The organism is Variovorax sucrosi, from assembly GCF_051216635.1.
Classification (GTDB): Bacteria; Pseudomonadota; Gammaproteobacteria; order Burkholderiales; family Burkholderiaceae_C; genus Variovorax.
The window spans coordinates 1-15,797 of sequence record NZ_JBPJZU010000005.1 but is presented as its reverse complement, the minus strand read 5'-3'; the positions used below and the strand labels follow the sequence as shown (position 1 = coordinate 15,797).

Genomic DNA, 15,797 nt, shown 5'->3' with positions numbered 1-15,797 from the left:
CCGACGCGGCGCGAGGGATGCGCGATCATCGGACCCATGGCAATTGCGGTCTGCACCCTCTTCGAAGGCCACTACCACCACGGCGTGGCGGTGCTGGTGAATTCGCTGGCGGCTGCGGGCTACGAAGGCACGGTGTGGGTCGGCCACCGCGGGCCGCTGCCCGACTGGCTGACCGGCCGCGCCGGCTTCGAGCGCGGTCGGGCACGGCTGCAGGTGACGCCGCGGCTTGCGCTGCAAACGGTGGCCCTCGACCCGCCGGTGAGCCTGAACTACCACAAGCCAGCCTTCATGCGCGCGCTGCTGCACAGGCACGCGCCGGAAGCCGATGCGGTGGTCTACCTCGACCCCGATCTGGTGGTGAAGTGCGCCTGGCCGGAGATCGAGGCCTGGCTTGCGGATGGCGAGGTCGCGCTGATCGAGGATGTCGATGGCGCGCTGCCTTCGGACCATCCCAAGCGGCAACAGTGGCACCGGTTCTTCGCCACCCACGGCGAACAGCCGCAGCGCCCGCTGGAGCGCTACTACAACAGCGGCTTCGTGGGCGTGCCGCGCGCGCTGGCCCATGTCCTCGGCGACTGGCAGCGCATCTGCGAGCGCGTCGCGGCTGCGACCGGCAGCGCACTGCGCCAGCGCAAGCTCGGCGCGCCCGATCATCCCTTCCACTCCACCGACGAAGACGCGCTCAACTTCGCGCTGAGCCTGTCGCTGGCACCGCTGCACACGCAAGGCCCCGAGGCGATGGACTTCGCCCCCGGCGGGCGGCACCTGTCGCATGCGGTCGGCACCGCCAAGCCATGGCAGGGGCGGCATTTCCGGGGCGCGCTGCGCGGGCGGCCGCCATCGGTCGCGAGCCAGGCCTTCTACCGTTTCGCGCGCGGCCCGCTGCGGCCCTTCTCGGCCATGACGTTGGCGCGCCGACGCGTGTCGATGGCGCTGGCCAGCGCGTTGGGGCGGCTGTACCGGCGGGGCTGAAGCTCAGTCGTGCGCGATGGGCGGATCGCGGTCGAAGACGACGCCCAGCGCACGCGCCACAAGCGCGTCCTCGATCGGCAATTCCCAGCTCAGGAACACCAGGGTGCAATCCATGTCCGCCGCGAAATCCGCCGTGTCGAAGCCGCCGCGGCCGCGCCGGACGACGGCGTGCGGCTGCCCCGTGTCGAAGACCACCGCCACGCCCCGGGTCAGGGGAATGCGCAGGCCTGCCTGGGGGAAGTGCAGGTCCAGCCCCTTGTCTTCGCTGAGGAAGAGATTGCAGAAGGCCGCGCCGCCGTACTGCGCGGCGTCGTGGTGGACCTTCGCGCCGCGGCAGGCCATCAGCGCCACGTCGCTGGACGCCAGCACCTCCGACAGCCCGAGCGCGCGGGTCCAGTCGGCCATCGCCTGCACGCACTGCCGGTAGTCCGGCCAACGCGCCCGTGCCCGCGGCAAGGGCAGCGGTTCGACATCGCCGGGCTCCAGGCCCAGGCGAAGCGACACATCCCGTTCCCAGTCGGCCGTCAGGCGCGCAGGGGGCATCGGCACGTCGACGGCGCCGACCCGCACGACATCGCCCACGCTGCGGCTGCGCAACGCGTCGCCGAAGCGGACGATCGACGGGCCGCGCTCGGACGGTGGAGGGGGGGGAAGGTGCATCGGGTCAGTGTAGTAAGGCGAAAGGCAACAGGCCGCAGGCGGCCCCTCAAAAACGTGCCGTGCGAACGTGCCAAGGTTGACGTGCGCTGTGCGCATCCAACAGGTTTGGACACCTTTTCGTCCTATAGTTAAATTTTCCCACCTGCCACCACGCGGCGCTTGGTTCGAGAACGCGCACAGACCGTCATGCTGAAGAAGATCAAGGCCACGCAGTTGGAAGAAGGCATGGTCCTCAAGGGACTCGATGGCATCTGGACGGGTGTGCCGAACGCGCGTTCGACCTCGCGCGTGCTGGGCCGCCGGTTGCTGCGCTCGCTGCGCGCCCGGGGCGACATCTCGGTGTGGATCGAGGTCACCGAAGCGCCGCCGGTGGTGCGGGCACCGCAGCCGATCGATGCCCACGAAGCCGCCACGAACGCCCGTGCCCTGGGCGCAACCACCATGAAGAGCGCCTTCGCCGACGCGCAGGCCAACCGCCCGCTCAACGTGGCGCAGGCGGTCCAGGTGGTCGACGAGATCTACGCGACCATCGAACACGACCCCGGCGCCATGCTGAACGTGGCGCGGCTCAAGACCGCCGACGAGTACACGTACATGCACTGCGTCGCGGTCTGCGCGCTCATGGCCGCCTTCGCGCGCGAACTCGGCATGACCGACGGCCAGTGCCGGAACGCGGCCATCGGCGGCCTCTTCCACGACCTGGGCAAGGCACGGGTGCCGGTCGACATCCTGAACAAGCCGGGCGCCTTGACCGACGCGGAGTTCGCGACGATGAAGAGCCACCCGCGGCTGGGCATGGAGATGATGCAGAACAACGGCTTCGACGAGCCGATCGCACTGGACATCTGCCTGCATCACCACGAGAAGATCGGCGGCGGCGGCTACCCCGACGGCCTGGACGACGAGGAGATCTCGATCTACGCCCGCATGGCGGCCATCTGCGACGTGTTCGACGCCGTCACCTCGGTGCGCGTCTACAAGGGCGCCTGGGACCCGGCCGACGCGCTGGTGCGCATGGCGGCCTGGAAGGGGCACTTCGACCGCGACCTGCTGGCCGCCTTCATCAAGCTGGTCGGCGTCTACCCCGTGGGGTCGCTGGTCCGGCTGAGCTCCGGCATGCTGGCGGTCGTCGTCGAGCAGCGCAAGGAGCGCATCTACGCGCCGCTGGTGCGGACGTTCTACTCCACCGTGCAGGAAACGCCGACCACCCCGACGTTGCTGGACCTGAGTTCGGCAGGCTGCAGCGTGCAGATCGCGGGACGCGAGCCGCGCGACCTCTGGGACGACGCGCACATCCAGCGGATGTCGATGATCGACACCGATCGGCCGATGCAATAGGGCCTTCGCTGTCAGCGCTTGGCCGTCTGCCGCGGCAGCTCGCCGAAGCGCTCGCGGTAGTAGGCCGAGAAACGGCCGAGGTGGCCGAAGCCGAACTCCATCGCGGCGTCGGTGACCAGGCAGTCGGCATCGCTTTCCAGCATGCGGCGTGCGGCCTCGAGCCGCACATGGCGCAACCACACCATCGGGCCGACGCCGAAGCGGCGCTTGCAGTGCATGTGCAGGGTGCGCGGGCTGACGCCGGCGGCGCGTGCCAGGTCTTCGAGCGACAGCGGTGCGCACAGGCGGCTCTGCATGTAGTGCTCGGCGGCGGCCAGGGGCGGCGCGAGCGGTGCCGCGGCGTCGGCGCTCGACGCGGCGACGTGCGACCCCAGCGCGGCATCGTCGGTGGGGAGCCGGCCACCGTCCGGCTGCTGCGTCAGGAGGAAATACGCGAGGCTGCGCTCCACATGCTCCAGCCAGGCCGGATGGCAGGCAGCCGGCTGCTCGGCGGCCGCCGGCAGGGCGAGTTCCATCAGCGACTGCACCAGCCCGAACCACTGGGCCGAGGCGCCGCCTTCGAGCAGCAGCGCCGACTGCAGGCCCGTCGCGGCCGCGCCCTGGGTGCTGCGCATCGCAGCCTCGTGCACCAGCGTCAGCGGGATGCGCAGCAGCAACTGCTCGCAATCACGGCTCCAGCGCAGGCGCACGCTGCGGCGCGGTGCGATCACCGCGACCTGGCCACGCGCGATCGAGAGGCGGTGGCCGTCGCTCTCGATCTCGGCGCTGCCGCTGAGTGGCATCTGCACCAGCGCGAAGCCGTCGAAGGGCTGCGGGCGCACCTCGACCTCGGGCCCGTAGCGCAGGACGAACATCTGCAGCCGCGGCGAGCCGGCGCTGTAGAGCGCGGAGTCGACTGCGCCGGCGCCGCAGCGCACGTCGTGCTCGACCAGCGCATCGCGCAGGTAGGCCCGCGAGGAGTCGATGCGGTTCGACGCGAAGACCCGGTTGCGGTAGAGCCGCGACAGGTCCATGGCAGGTGCGGCGGGGCTCATGGGCGGGCAAGGCCAGACGGCGACGTCGGTTCGGTCCGAGGCATGTGCTTCAAGCTCCTTGGATGCGCCGGGGGATGCGCAGGGGATCGGGCGTGGCGCCCTGCGGCCGGGGGCCCGGCGCGGGGATGCTTCGCAGTCTGCATCCACACGGGGCGGCGAGCAAGAGCCGTGCCGAAGCCGCCGCCGGCGGGCGGCTTTGTCCGCTATCGGCGAGGGCGGGCGCCCGGCCGGCGCGCGCTTGCGGATTCCGGATAGCTGCGCGCCTGCTTTTGCGGTGTGATGCGCAGGTCGGCAACTTCCCCCGGCCTGCCCCGCGCAGGTTGCACCCCATGAGCAGAACCCTCACAGTCCCGGCGCTGGACGGCAGCGGCAGCTTCTCGGCCTACGTGGCCGTGCCCGCCAGCGGCCATGGCCCCGGCATCGTCATCGCGCAGGAAATCTTCGGCGTGAACGCCAACATGCGCGCCACCGCCGACCTCTACGCGGAGGAAGGCTACGTGGCGATCGTGCCCGACCTGTTCTGGCGCCAGAAGCCGGGCATCGAGCTGGGCTACACGCCGGCCGATTTCGAGCAGGCCATCGGCTACTTCCAGGGCTTCGACCTGGACAAGGGCATCGACGACATCCAGGCCACGCTGAACTTGTTGCGCACGCTGCCCGAGGTGGAGAAGTCGGTCGGCCAGGGCCTGGTGGGTTTCTGCCTGGGCGGGCGGCTCGCGTACTTCGCGGCCTGCCGCACCGACGTGGCGGTGGCGGTTGGCTACTACGGCATGGGCATCGAGCATGCGCTGGCCGAGGCGCCGAAGATCAAGGGCCGGCTGGTGCTGCACTTCGCCGAACTCGACGGCTACTGCGACGCCGCGGCGCGCGCGGCGATCAGCGAAGCGCTGGCACCCAACAAGCGCATCGAGATCTACACCTACCCCGGCGTCGAGCACGCGTTCGCGCGCATCGGCGGCATGCACTTCGACAAGCTGGCCTCGATGATGGCGCAGCAGCGCACCATCGCCACGCTCAAGCGAGAGCTTGGCCCCGACTACGACCTGTCCGCGCTGTGGGACAAGCACTGCGAGTACGAGTTCGGCACGCGCAACGTCGACGACACCATGGCGACGATGGTGGCCGAGCCCTACGTCAACCACATCCCGACGATGACCGGCGGCGTAGGCTACAAGCAGCTCTACCGCTTCTACAAGCACCACTTCGTGCACGGCAATCCGCCGGACATGGGGCTGCGGCCGCTGTCGCGCACCGTCGGCTCCAACCAGATCGTCGACGAGTTCATCATGCGCTTCACGCACACGACGGAGGTCGACTGGATGCTGCCCGGCATCGCGCCGACCGGCCGCAAGGTGGAGCTGCCGATGCTCGGCGTGGTGCGCTTCCGTGGCGACAAGCTGTGCCACGAGCACATCTACTGGGACCAGGCCAGCGCGCTGGTGCAGATCGGCGTTCTCGACCCGGCCGGCCTGCCGGTGGCCGGGGCCGAGCAGGCGCACAAGCTGATCGACGAGACGCTGCCGTCGAACACGCTGATGGCGCGCTGGAAGACGAGCGAAGGCGGCTGAATCAGGCGCCGCGGTCGGCCAGCACCCAGGGTGTGGCGAGCAGCGCCAGCAGTTGCACCAGCGCCAACTCCTGCGGTTGCCAGGTCGGCCGTACGCCGAGCAGGTTGAAGGTGGCGGCGCAGCGGCCTTGCGCATCGAGCAGCGGCACGTTGACGACCGCACGCAGGCCGAGCGCGGCGATGAGCGCGTGGTCGTCGAAGACTTCGCGCAAGGCAGCGTCGCCTTCGCCCACGAACATCTGGGCACGGCGCAACAGCTGGCGCGTCCACGGCGTCAGCGTCTTGCGCTTGCGGCCGCCGACCGGGTAGGCCTCGGCATCGGAGGTCCACACGCGCTGCAGGTCGATGGTGTCGCTCTCGTCGTACGCGGGCGAGGCATCGACATTCACCGTCAGTAGCCCGTCACCCAGCATGCGCCGGCGAACGCCATCGATGCAACGCAAGGCCGCGTCCATCGTGCGCGAGCGCGGCAGGTCGTGCGCGAGCGTGTGGCAGACGTCCAGCGGCAGGCAGAGCATCGCCCCGGTCTGCACGTCACTCATTCTTGATGCCGAGCTCGCGGATGACCTTGCCGTAGCGGTCGGCGTCGCTGCGCAGCACGGCGGCGAACTGCTGCGGCGTGCCCTTGACGATCTCGACGCCCATCGATTCCATGCGCGCGCGCACCTCGGGTTGCGCCAGCGCCTTGTTGATCTCGTCGTTGAGCTTGGTCACCAGCTCCTTGGGCAGGTTGGCCGGGCCGAAGGCGCCGTACCAGACGCCGAGCTCGAAGCCCGGCAGCGTCTCGGCCACGGTGGGCGCGTCGGGCAGCAGCGGCGAGCGCTTGGCTTCGGTCACGCCCAGCAGGCGCAGCTTGCCGGCCTTCACGTGTGGCAGCGTCTGCGTGCCGGCCGAGAACAGCACCTGCGTCTGGTTCGACACCGTGTCGACCACGGCCGGCGCGCCGCCCTTGTAGGGCACGTGCAGCATCTGGATGCCCGCGGCCTTCTCGAACAGCACCGCGCTCAGGTGGTTGGTGGAGCCCGGGCCGGCGGACGCATAGGCCAGCTTGCCGGGGTTGGCCTTGGCGTAGGCGATGAACTCCTTCACGGTGGTCACCGGCACCGCCGGGTTGATGACCATGGTGTTGATCACGTTGGCCATCTGCGCGATGGGCGTGAAGTCCTCGACGCCGCGAAAGGGCATGGCGGGCATCAGGGCCGGGTTCATCGCATGCGTGCTCATCGAGCCGATCAAGAGCGTGTAGCCGTCGGGCTTGGCCTTGGCCACGAAGTTCGAGCCGATGTTGCCGGAGGCGCCGGCGCGGTTGTCGACGATGACCGTCTGGCCCAGCGACTTGGTCAGCTGCTCGGCCAGCGAGCGCGCGAGGATGTCGGTCGAGCCGCCGGGTGCCCAGGGCACGACCAGCGTGATGGGCTTGTCGGGCCACTCGGCCGCGGCGAGGGTGGCGAAGCCGCAAAGGGCAAGCAGCGTGATGCTGCGTCGGATGCGAGAAAGCATGGCGTGAACTCCTGAATGAAAAAGAAAACGGTGGGCGCTAGCGGCCGACGGCGTAGCCCTGCATGCCGCGCGGGTTGGCCGCGGCGCGCAGCAGCAGGCGACCCTGTGCGTCGTGCTCGCGCGTGCAGGCCGACAGGCGGCTTTCGGACCATGGCTCGCCCACCTTCACGTCGTGCCCCTGCGCGCGCAGCGCATCGAGCACCTCGGGCGAGAAGCGCGACTCGACCGTGAGCCGGTTGAGCGTGGTGGCGCGCGGCCAGAACGACGCCGGGAAATGGTCGACATGCCAGGCCGGCGCGTCGATGGCTTCCTGCAGGTTCATGCCGTGCACCGCATGGCGCAGGAAGAAGGCGGGCGACCACTGGTCCTGCTGGTCGCCGCCGGGCGTGCCGAACACCATGTAGGGCTCGCCGTCGCGCAGCGCGAGCGAAGGCGACAGCGTGGTGCAGGGCGGCACGCCGGGCGTCACGGTGTTGGGCAGGCCGTCGTCGAGCCAGGTCATCTGCAGGCGCGTGTTGATCGCGAAGCCCAGCGCCGGGATCACCGGGCTCGACGACAGCCAGCCGCCCGAGGGCGTGGCCGCGACCATGTTGCCGTGGCGGTCGATCACGTCGATGTGGCAGGTATCGCCGACGAAGACTTCGCGCTCGGCCCATTCGGCAACGGGCGGCAGCGCCGCGAAGGTCGGCTCGCCGATGCCGAAGCGCGTGTCGGCCGTGCGCAGCGTGCGGGCCGCCACGTCGAGATCGGGCAGACGCGGTGCCTGGCCCAGCGGTGCGCCAGGCTGCAGCCGTTGCGATGCGTTGTCGCCCACTGCCATCCAGCGCTGCCGCAGGTAGTCGTCGGACAGCAGCGCCATCTGCGCCTCGCGCGACGCACCCGGTGCGCTGCCGTACCAGGCGAGGCGGTCGGCCAGCGCCAGCTTGGCGGCTTCGGCGATGCGGTGCACGAAGCCTGCGGTGTGCGGCGAGTGCTGCTCGAGGCCCGCGTGGCGCAGCATGCCGATCTGCTGCAGGAACGCCGGGCCCTGGCTCCAGAAGCCGCACTTGGCCAGCGTGTAGCGGCCGAAGTCGACGGTCAACGGCGACTCGACGGTCGGCTGCCACTGCGCCATGTCGTCGTAGCGCAGCAGGCCGGCATGCCGCTCGCCGGTGGTGTCGCGCACCTGTGCCGTGCGGTAGTAGCTGTCGATCTCGCGGGCGACGAAGCCCTGGTACCAGCAGCGCAGCGCGGCATCGATGGTGCCGGTGCGCGTGCCGTCGCCCTCGTCGTCGGCCGTGCGCAGGAGGCGTTCGTAGGTGGCGGCCAATCGCGGCTGGCAGAACAGCGCGCCGGGCTGGGGCACCTGGCCGTCGGGCAGCCAGACCTCGGCGGACGAGGTCCAGTGCTCGCGGAACAGCGACTGCACCGCGACGATGGCCTGCACCGCGCGCGGAATGAGCGGGTAGCCGTCGCGCGCATAGCCGATGGCCGGCGCCAGCACGTCGGCCAGCGACCAGCTGCCGTGGTCGCGCAGCATCGTCAGCCACGCGCCGAAAGCACCGGGCACGGTGGCCGGCAGCAGGCCGATGCCCGGCACCTGTTCGAGCCCCAGGCGACGAAACGCCGCGGCCGACGCCTCGCCCGGCGCGGCGCCCTGGCCGCAGACCGACTGCATGCGCCGGTCCTTCTCGCTCCAGAACAGGATCGGCACCTCGCCGCCCGCGCCGTTGAGGTGCGGCTCCACCACCTGCAGCACGAAGCCGCCGGCCACGGCCGCATCGAAGGCATTGCCGCCGCGCTCGAGCACGCCCATGGCGGTCTGCGCGGCGAGCCAGTGCGTGGCCGCGGCGACGCCATGCGTGCCGGTGATTTCAGGGCGGGTGGTGAAGGTGCTCATGGTTCTGGTGCATCGAAGGGATGCGCCGATTCTGGTCGCATGAAATAGGCCAATGCACATGGTTTGCTATCGATGCATGCATCGATTGCTATGCTCCAGGACACCATATGTCTCCCGCGCCCCTTGCCCCCGACGCCCTCGCCCTGCGCCTGGAAACCCGCCTGAAGATGCGGCACTACGTGCTGCTGATGGCGGTCGACCGGCACCGCTCCATCACCCGGGTGGCCGAGCAGTTGTCGCTCGCGCAGCCGACCGTGACGCGTGCGCTGGCCGACATCGAGGACATCTTCATGACGCCGCTCTTCATCCGCAGCCGCCGCGGGCTGGAGCCGACGGTGGCCGGCGAGGTGGTGCTGGCGCGCGCCAAGCTCGCCGTGGCGGACAACCACGCGCTGCAGCAGGAGCTGCGCGCCGTCAGCGGTGCCGGGCTGCAGGGGCGCTTGCGCGTCGGCGTGATTCCGTACGCGGCCACGCAGACGCTCGACGCCGCCTGGCAGCACCTCTTCGGCCTGCGCCCGCGCATCGCGTTGCTGGCGCACGAGGACACCACGCACAACCTCGTGCTGGCGGTGCGCCAGCGCACGCTCGACTGCGCCATCTGCCGCTTCTCGCACGACAGCACGGACGACGACCTGGTGCAGGAACTGCTGTACCGGCAGGAGGCTTGCGTGGTGGTGTCGACCGCCAGCGCGCCGCGGCTCGCGCGCCAGGCCACGCTCGATATCTCGTTGCTCGCGGACATGGACTGGATCTTTCCGCCGTCGGACACGCCGATCCGCCAGATGATCGACACCGTTTTCGCGGCCGCCGGACGCACGGTGCCCGTGCCGCTGCTCGAGGCCTATGCGGTGCGCACGGTCGCGTCGGCCATGCATCAGTTGCCGCGGGCCGTGACGATCCTGCCGCGCGACGTGGCGCAGGCCGTGGCCGCCACCGGCGCCGCCGAAGTCATGCCGCGACCGCTGCCGTGGAACCTGCCGCCGGTGGGGCTGGCGTGGCTGCGCGATTCGCCGAAGGCGGGGGTGATCGCGGCGCTGGCTGCGGCGTTGCGCTGAGAAAGCGGTCCGGTGTTGGCCTGCACTGCCTAGAATCAGTTGACTATTCTTCACATTCGGCAATCCCAACGAGGACGCGCAGGCACACATGAATCGGGAATACGCAGCCATCCTTTCAGCGCTCGGCGCCGGCGAAGGAACCATCATCGACCGCTGGATCGACGACACCGGCGCCAAGGAACCCGCGGTCCGGCGTTCGGTGGCGGTGGAAGCGAAGGAGATCGCCAAGGCCCTCGGCGACGCCCTCACGGCCCAGGCCGACCCGACGTCGCTGCAGGACAGTGCGTGGGGCGAGCTCCGCCATGCGTTGGAGGCGCTGTCGGCCTCGCGCGCGGCCCGCGGGCAATCGGCAGGCGACACCAGCCGGTTCATCCTCGCGCTGAAGAAGCCCCTCTTCACGGAACTGCAGCAACAGTTGGCCGCGGACCCCACGGCGCTGATGGCTGCGATCTGGACGACGACCCTGCTGATCGACCAGGTCGCGCAGTACACGGTCTCGACCTTTCAGCAGGCACGCGAAGACATCATCAAGCGCCAGCAGGAGGAACTGCTGGAGCTGTCGACGCCGGTCATCAAACTCTGGGAAGGCGTGCTCGCCGTCCCCATGATCGGGGTACTCGACAGCAACCGCACGCAGATCGTGATGGAGACGCTGCTGCAGACGATCGCGGACACCGAGTCGGAGCTCGCCATCATCGACATCACCGGTGTACCGACCGTTGACACGCTGGTGGCGCAGCATCTGCTGAAGACGGTCAGCGCCATCCGCCTGATGGGGGCCGACTGCATCATCAGCGGCATCCGGCCCCAGATCGCACAGACCATCGTGCACCTGGGCATCGACCTGCAGGGCATCACGACCAAGGCCACCTTGGCGGACGCCCTGTCGATGGCGCTGCAGAAGAGCGGCTGGCGCATCACGCGCGAGGCCTGAAGCCGCATGGAACGCATTCCAGTTCTGCGCATGGGTAGCACGCTGCTGGTCACCATTCAGGTCGACATGCAGGACCAGACGGCGATGGCCCTGCAGGAAGACCTTGCGGACAAGATCGCGAAGACCGGCGCCAGCGGCGTGCTGATCGACATCTCCGCGCTGGAGATCGTCGACTCCTTCGTCGGGCGCATGCTGGCCAGCATCTCCGGCATCGCACGCATCCTTTCGGCGACGACCGTCGTGGTCGGCATGCAGCCGGCGGTGGCCATCACGCTGGTCGAACTCGGCCTGTCGCTCGAAGGCGTGCGCACTGCATTGAACGTCGAACGGGGCGTCCAGCTTCTCGAGCGCTCGCGCCGGGAGGCTTCCCTTGGACGCTGAGACCTCGGGAACGCTGCCTCTGGCATCGGAGCAGAACATCGTGGCGAGCCGACAGCTGGTGCGCGCGCTGTGCGTGCAGTTGAAGTTCTCGCTCGTGGACCAGACCAAGATGATCACCGCCGCGAGCGAACTGTCGCGCAACACGCTGGTGCACGGCGGCGGCGGCCGCATGCGCTGGGAGTTCCTCGAGCGCAACGGCAAGCGCGGGCTCCGGTTGCACTTCGAGGACGAGGGCCCGGGCATCAAGGACATGAACCTGGCACTGACCGATGGCTGGACCAGCGGCGGCGGCATGGGCCTCGGGCTGCCGGGCAGCAAGCGCCTGGTCAACGATTTCGAGATCCACTCCGAGCCGGGGCTCGGGACACGCGTGAGCATCACCCGATGGAAGTGACGCGGGGCTGGACGCACACCGCGTTCCCGATCGACGAGCCGAGCCGCATCGGCGAGGCGCGCCGGCACGCCTCGCTTCTCTGCGCCGAGTTGGGATGGAGCGAGACGGCGACGGGCCGGCTCGCGCTGATCGTCACCGAACTTGGCACGAATCTGGTGCGGCACGCCACGGGCGGGCGGATGCTGATCGCCGTCCGTCCGGCCCGCGACGACATCGAGGTGATCTGCATCGACGACGGCCCGGGCATCGTGGACGTCGCTCGCGCCATGACAGACGGCGTGTCGACCGGCAGCGGCTCGCCCGGCACCGGTCTGGGCGCCATTCGCCGTACGGCCACGAGCTTCGACGTGCATTCGGCGGTGCCGCACGGCACGGTTTCCATTGCGCGGGTTTCCCGTGTCCCCCGGGCCGCCCGCACGGCCGCGGAAGCCACGCCGCCCGCCGCCGACGGCGCCGAGGCACATGTCTTCGGTGCAATCTGCGTCCCGATCAAGGGCGAGACGGTCTGCGGCGATGGCTGGGGCGTGTCGCGGGACGGCGCCAGGGCGACGGTGTGGGTCGCCGATGGCCTGGGCCACGGCGTGCATGCGGCGGAGGCTTCGCAGGCCGCGCTCGACGTGTTCGTCGACGGCCATGCCGGCGAGCTTCGCAGCCTGGTCGAACGCGCGCACGCCCGTCTTCAATCGACGCGGGGAGCCGCCGTCTGCGCCCTGCGCATCGACGCCGAGGCGCAGACCGCGCTGTGCGCGGGCGCCGGCAACGTGGCCGTGCGCATCGTCTCGGGCGTGTTCGATCGCTCGATGGTCACGCAGCACGGCACGGTCGGCGTGCAGATTCGCAAGCCCGAGCAAAGCAGCCTGCAGATGCCGCAGCACGGCGTCGCGGTCGTCCACAGCGACGGACTCGCCACACGCTGGGACGCGGCCAGCATCCTCCCGGTGCTGGAACGCGATCCGACGCTGGCGGCCGCCATCCTCTTCCGGAATTTCTCGCGCGGCCGCGACGATGCCACCGTGGTGGTGGTCCGGCAGGAGGCCGCGGCATGACGGAAGCTTTGTCGAAGCCCGCTGCGCCCGCCACGGGAGATGCCGCCGGCGCGTTGCTGGCCGCGGCCCGGCACGAGACCGAAGAGCTGCGCGCCGAGCTCGAGGAGACCAACCGCGGTGTGGTGGCGCTCTATGCCGAGCTCGACGCACAGGCCGAACAGCTGCAGCGCGCGACCGAGCTCAAGAGCCGCTTCCTGGCGTACATGAGCCATGAGTTCCGCACGCCGGTGAACGCCATCCGCAGCATCGCGCGACTGCTCAGCGACGAGGTCGACGGTCCGCTCACGAGCGAGCAGGCCCGGCAGGTGGACTTCATCCAGTCGACCGCCACCGAGTTTGCAGAGATGGTCGACGACCTGCTCGATCTGGCGAAGATCGAGGCGGGCCGCGTCGACATCTCGCCCGCATGGTTCGAGATGGTCGACCTCTTCTCCGCGCTGCGTGGCATGTTCAAGTCGGTGCTGATCAATCCGGGCGTGACCCTCGTGTTCGAGGAGCCTGTCGGCCTGCCGAAGCTCTACACCGACGACCGCAAACTGTCGCAAATATTGCGCAACTTCATTTCGAACGCGCTCAAGTTCACCACGCAGGGCGAGGTGCGCGTGTCGGCGCGCCGGCAGGACGACCACACGGTCTGCTTCGCAGTGCTCGACACCGGCATCGGGATCGAGCCCAAGTACCACGCCGCGGTGTTCGACGACTTCTCGCAGGTCGATTCGCCGGTGCAGAAACGTCTGCGCGGCACCGGGCTCGGTCTCTCGCTGAGCAAGCAACTGGCCGAAGTCCTCGGCGGACGCGTCGAACTCGAAAGCGAACTGGGCCAGGGTTCCACGTTCTCCGTGATCCTGCCGTTGCATGTGGCATCTGCGCCGCCAGGGGGAACACCATGACGGACGGCGCGGTCATCAACACCACCATCGACCGGGCGCGCCACACGGTGCTGGTGGTCGACGACAACCCGGCCACACGCTACTCGACGGCGCGCCTCGTTCGCGCCGCGGGATTCCACACGCAGGAAGCGGCCACCGGCATCGACGCCGTTGCCATGGCGACACGCAGCATCTCCGCGGTGGTCCTGGACGTCCATCTGCCGGACATCGACGGCTTCGAGGTCTGCCGACGGTTGCGGGCGGACATTGCGACGGCCTTGTTGCCCGTCATCCATTTGTCTGCGACCTATGTGCAGGACGCCGACAAGGTGGCGGGCCTGAATGCGGGCGCCGACGCCTACCTGGTGCATCCGGTCGAACCTGCGGTCCTCACGGCGACGCTCCAGGCGCTGATCCGCGCGCGCATGGCCGAAGACAGCCTGCGGCGCAGCGACACCCGCTTTCGCGCCGTCTTCAGCCAGGCGCTGAGCGGTATCGCATTGATCCATGCCAACGGACATTTCGCCGACGTCAATCCGGCCATGGTGGCCATGCTGGGCCGGCCCGCCGAAGCCTTGCTCGAACGGCCCATCAGCGAGCTGGCGCCGCCCGAATGGGCGGATTTCGTCCGCGAACGCACGATCGGCGCCCTCGAGGCCGGCGCTGCATGGCAGGGCGAATTTCCGCTCCTGCGCTCCGACGGCAGCTGGGTGTACCTGCAATGGAGCATTTCGGCGCACCTGGAGCCCGGGCTGCGGATCGGCATCGCGGTCGACGTGTCGGAGCGCCAGGAACTCGATCGCCGCCGGCAGGATGTGCTCGAGCGGGAACAGGCTGCCAGGACGACCGCCGAGCGGCACAGCCGGACGAAGGACGACTTCGTCGCCGTGCTCTCGCACGAGCTGCGCACGCCGCTCAACGCCATCTCCGGCTGGGTCCACATCCTCAAGAAGCGAAGCGAAGCGCCCGAGACGCTGCGGGCGCTCGAGGCGATCGATCGCAGCGTGCACGCACAGGCACGCATCATCTCGGACATCCTCGACGTCTCGCGCATCAGCTCCGGCAAGCTGCGGCTGGACAAGCAGTGGTGCGACGCAGCGGCGGTCGTGAGCGAGTCCGTCGAGGGTCTGCGCGACGCGCTCGAGCGCAAGCAGCTGAGCGCCGAGCTCGATCTTCCTGTGCAGAGCCAGGCCAGCTGGCTGGACCCGACACGCCTTCAGCAGATCGTCTGGAACCTGATGACGAACGCCATCAAGTTCTCGAAAGAGGGCGGGGTCATCCGCGTGTCGCTGGCACGCGATGGCAACGTGCTCACCCTCGCGGTGCAGGACTTCGGGCGGGGCATCCGGCCCGACTTCCTCGAGCACCTGTTCGACCGGTTCAGCCAGAGCGATTCGCCGGACAACCGCGTCCACGGCGGCCTCGGGCTGGGGCTGTCGATCGTGAAGCATCTGGCGCAGCTCCACGGGGGCGACGCGACCGCGCAGAGCCCTGGTGTCGACCTCGGGGCGACGTTGACGGTCACGTTGGACGCCTCCGATGCACGCGCAGACCCCGCCGCATTGTCGGCACGCAGGCTCGCCGACGCCACGCTGCACGGCGGACACCCCCTCGCGGGGACCGACGTGCTGATCGTCGAGGACCACATCGAGGCCAGCGAGATGCTCGCCATGATGCTGACGGAGGGCGGCGCGCAGGTGCGCGTGGCGGCCGACTACGACGCGGCGCTCGAAGCCGCCCGGCAGCAATGGCCTCTGGTCTTGATCAGCGACATCGGCCTGCCGGGTCGCGATGGCTACGAACTCATGCGCACCTTGCGCGAGTTGACGAGCACCTTCGAACGGCCCCGGATCCTGGCCATCGCGCTGACGGCGTTTTCGCGCCCCCAGGACCGCCAACGTGCGATGGAGGCAGGCTTCGACTTCCACCTTGGCAAGCCGGTGCAGCCGCACGTGCTGATGGCCGCCATCTGCCAGCTCCGAGCGTCGCCTTAGGAACCGGGACGCGTTCGGCTCGAATTCGGGACCGTTGGACCTTCGATGGCGAGCCTCACAGCGTCTTGCTGAGCGTGACGATGCCACGCGCCTTGTTCACGAAGCCGTAGAAGTCCTTCTTGTTGGCGCCCTGCACGCCGCCGTACAGCGCCACACCGCTGCCGAAGTCGTACG

15 protein-coding genes are annotated in these 15,797 nt (G+C 69.4%); 10 read left to right on the top strand and 5 right to left on the bottom strand.

Annotation, left to right across the window (positions count from 1 at the left end; genetic code table 11):
- Positions 1 to 36: 36 nt before the first annotated feature.
- A complete protein-coding gene (locus tag ACSFBE_RS10885) occupies positions 37 to 972 on the top strand; it encodes a hypothetical protein (protein WP_435490407.1) in 936 nt (311 codons plus the stop codon).
- Between the two features lie 3 nt (positions 973 to 975).
- Here the strand turns inward: ACSFBE_RS10885 and ACSFBE_RS10880 are convergent, their stop codons facing one another.
- Positions 976 to 1,632, bottom strand: a complete 657-nt coding sequence (locus tag ACSFBE_RS10880) for a hypothetical protein (protein WP_435490406.1) — start codon at positions 1,630 to 1,632, stop codon at positions 976 to 978.
- A 186-nt stretch (positions 1,633 to 1,818) separates the two neighbouring features.
- On the opposite strand from ACSFBE_RS10880, the gene ACSFBE_RS10875 reads away from it, so the two are divergent.
- Positions 1,819 to 2,970: an HD-GYP domain-containing protein gene (locus tag ACSFBE_RS10875; RefSeq protein ID WP_435490405.1), complete on the top strand. Its 1,152-nt coding sequence runs from the start codon at positions 1,819 to 1,821 to the stop codon at positions 2,968 to 2,970.
- A gap of 11 nt (positions 2,971 to 2,981) precedes the next feature.
- Here ACSFBE_RS10875 and ACSFBE_RS10870 read toward each other — a convergent pair whose 3' ends face one another.
- Positions 2,982 to 4,004 (bottom strand): AraC family transcriptional regulator, encoded by a 1,023-nt coding sequence (locus ACSFBE_RS10870; protein ID WP_435490404.1) that lies wholly within the window; start codon positions 4,002 to 4,004, stop codon positions 2,982 to 2,984.
- Positions 4,005 to 4,333: 329 nt separating this feature from the next.
- Between ACSFBE_RS10870 and ACSFBE_RS10865 the strand changes: the two genes are divergently transcribed.
- Complete coding sequence (locus ACSFBE_RS10865; RefSeq protein WP_435490403.1) at positions 4,334 to 5,572, top strand: dienelactone hydrolase family protein; 1,239 nt, start codon at positions 4,334 to 4,336, stop codon at positions 5,570 to 5,572.
- Between the two features lies 1 nt (position 5,573).
- Here ACSFBE_RS10865 and ACSFBE_RS10860 read toward each other — a convergent pair whose 3' ends face one another.
- From ACSFBE_RS10860 to ACSFBE_RS10850, 3 genes are read right to left on the bottom strand one after another with little or no spacing between them, the layout of a single operon-like run.
- Positions 5,574 to 6,113: a GAF domain-containing protein gene (locus tag ACSFBE_RS10860; RefSeq protein WP_435490402.1), complete on the bottom strand. Its 540-nt coding sequence runs from the start codon at positions 6,111 to 6,113 to the stop codon at positions 5,574 to 5,576.
- The gene (locus tag ACSFBE_RS10855; protein ID WP_435490401.1) at positions 6,106 to 7,071 is read right to left on the bottom strand and encodes a Bug family tripartite tricarboxylate transporter substrate binding protein; all 966 of its coding nucleotides are present in this window, start codon (positions 7,069 to 7,071) and stop codon (positions 6,106 to 6,108) included. The genes ACSFBE_RS10860 and ACSFBE_RS10855 overlap by 8 nt, the downstream gene beginning before the upstream one ends.
- A 37-nt stretch (positions 7,072 to 7,108) precedes the next feature.
- On the bottom strand, positions 7,109 to 8,950 hold the full coding sequence (locus ACSFBE_RS10850) for a gamma-glutamyltransferase family protein (protein ID WP_435490400.1): 1,842 nt from the start codon (positions 8,948 to 8,950) through the stop codon (positions 7,109 to 7,111).
- 107 nt (positions 8,951 to 9,057) lie between these two features.
- On the opposite strand from ACSFBE_RS10850, the gene ACSFBE_RS10845 reads away from it, so the two are divergent.
- From ACSFBE_RS10845 to ACSFBE_RS10815, 7 genes are all read left to right on the top strand, one after another.
- The gene (locus ACSFBE_RS10845) at positions 9,058 to 10,005 is read left to right on the top strand and encodes a LysR family transcriptional regulator (protein WP_435490399.1); all 948 of its coding nucleotides are present in this window, start codon (positions 9,058 to 9,060) and stop codon (positions 10,003 to 10,005) included.
- A gap of 88 nt (positions 10,006 to 10,093) precedes the next feature.
- Positions 10,094 to 10,939 (top strand): STAS domain-containing protein, encoded by an 846-nt coding sequence (locus ACSFBE_RS10840; protein ID WP_435490398.1) that lies wholly within the window; start codon positions 10,094 to 10,096, stop codon positions 10,937 to 10,939.
- Between the two features lie 6 nt (positions 10,940 to 10,945).
- Positions 10,946 to 11,320 (top strand): STAS domain-containing protein, encoded by a 375-nt coding sequence (locus tag ACSFBE_RS10835; protein WP_435490397.1) that lies wholly within the window; start codon positions 10,946 to 10,948, stop codon positions 11,318 to 11,320.
- Complete coding sequence (locus ACSFBE_RS10830) at positions 11,310 to 11,714, top strand: anti-sigma regulatory factor (protein WP_435490396.1); 405 nt, start codon at positions 11,310 to 11,312, stop codon at positions 11,712 to 11,714. Before ACSFBE_RS10835 ends, ACSFBE_RS10830 begins: the two co-directional genes overlap by 11 nt.
- Positions 11,705 to 12,760 (top strand): ATP-binding protein, encoded by a 1,056-nt coding sequence (locus tag ACSFBE_RS10825; RefSeq protein ID WP_435490395.1) that lies wholly within the window; start codon positions 11,705 to 11,707, stop codon positions 12,758 to 12,760. Before ACSFBE_RS10830 ends, ACSFBE_RS10825 begins: the two co-directional genes overlap by 10 nt.
- Positions 12,757 to 13,650, top strand: a complete 894-nt coding sequence (locus ACSFBE_RS10820) for a sensor histidine kinase (protein ID WP_435490394.1) — start codon at positions 12,757 to 12,759, stop codon at positions 13,648 to 13,650. Before ACSFBE_RS10825 ends, ACSFBE_RS10820 begins: the two co-directional genes overlap by 4 nt.
- Positions 13,647 to 15,623, top strand: coding sequence for a hybrid sensor histidine kinase/response regulator (locus ACSFBE_RS10815; RefSeq protein ID WP_435490393.1), 1,977 nt, complete (start codon positions 13,647 to 13,649; stop codon positions 15,621 to 15,623). The genes ACSFBE_RS10820 and ACSFBE_RS10815 overlap by 4 nt, the downstream gene beginning before the upstream one ends.
- Positions 15,624 to 15,797 lie beyond the last annotated feature (174 nt).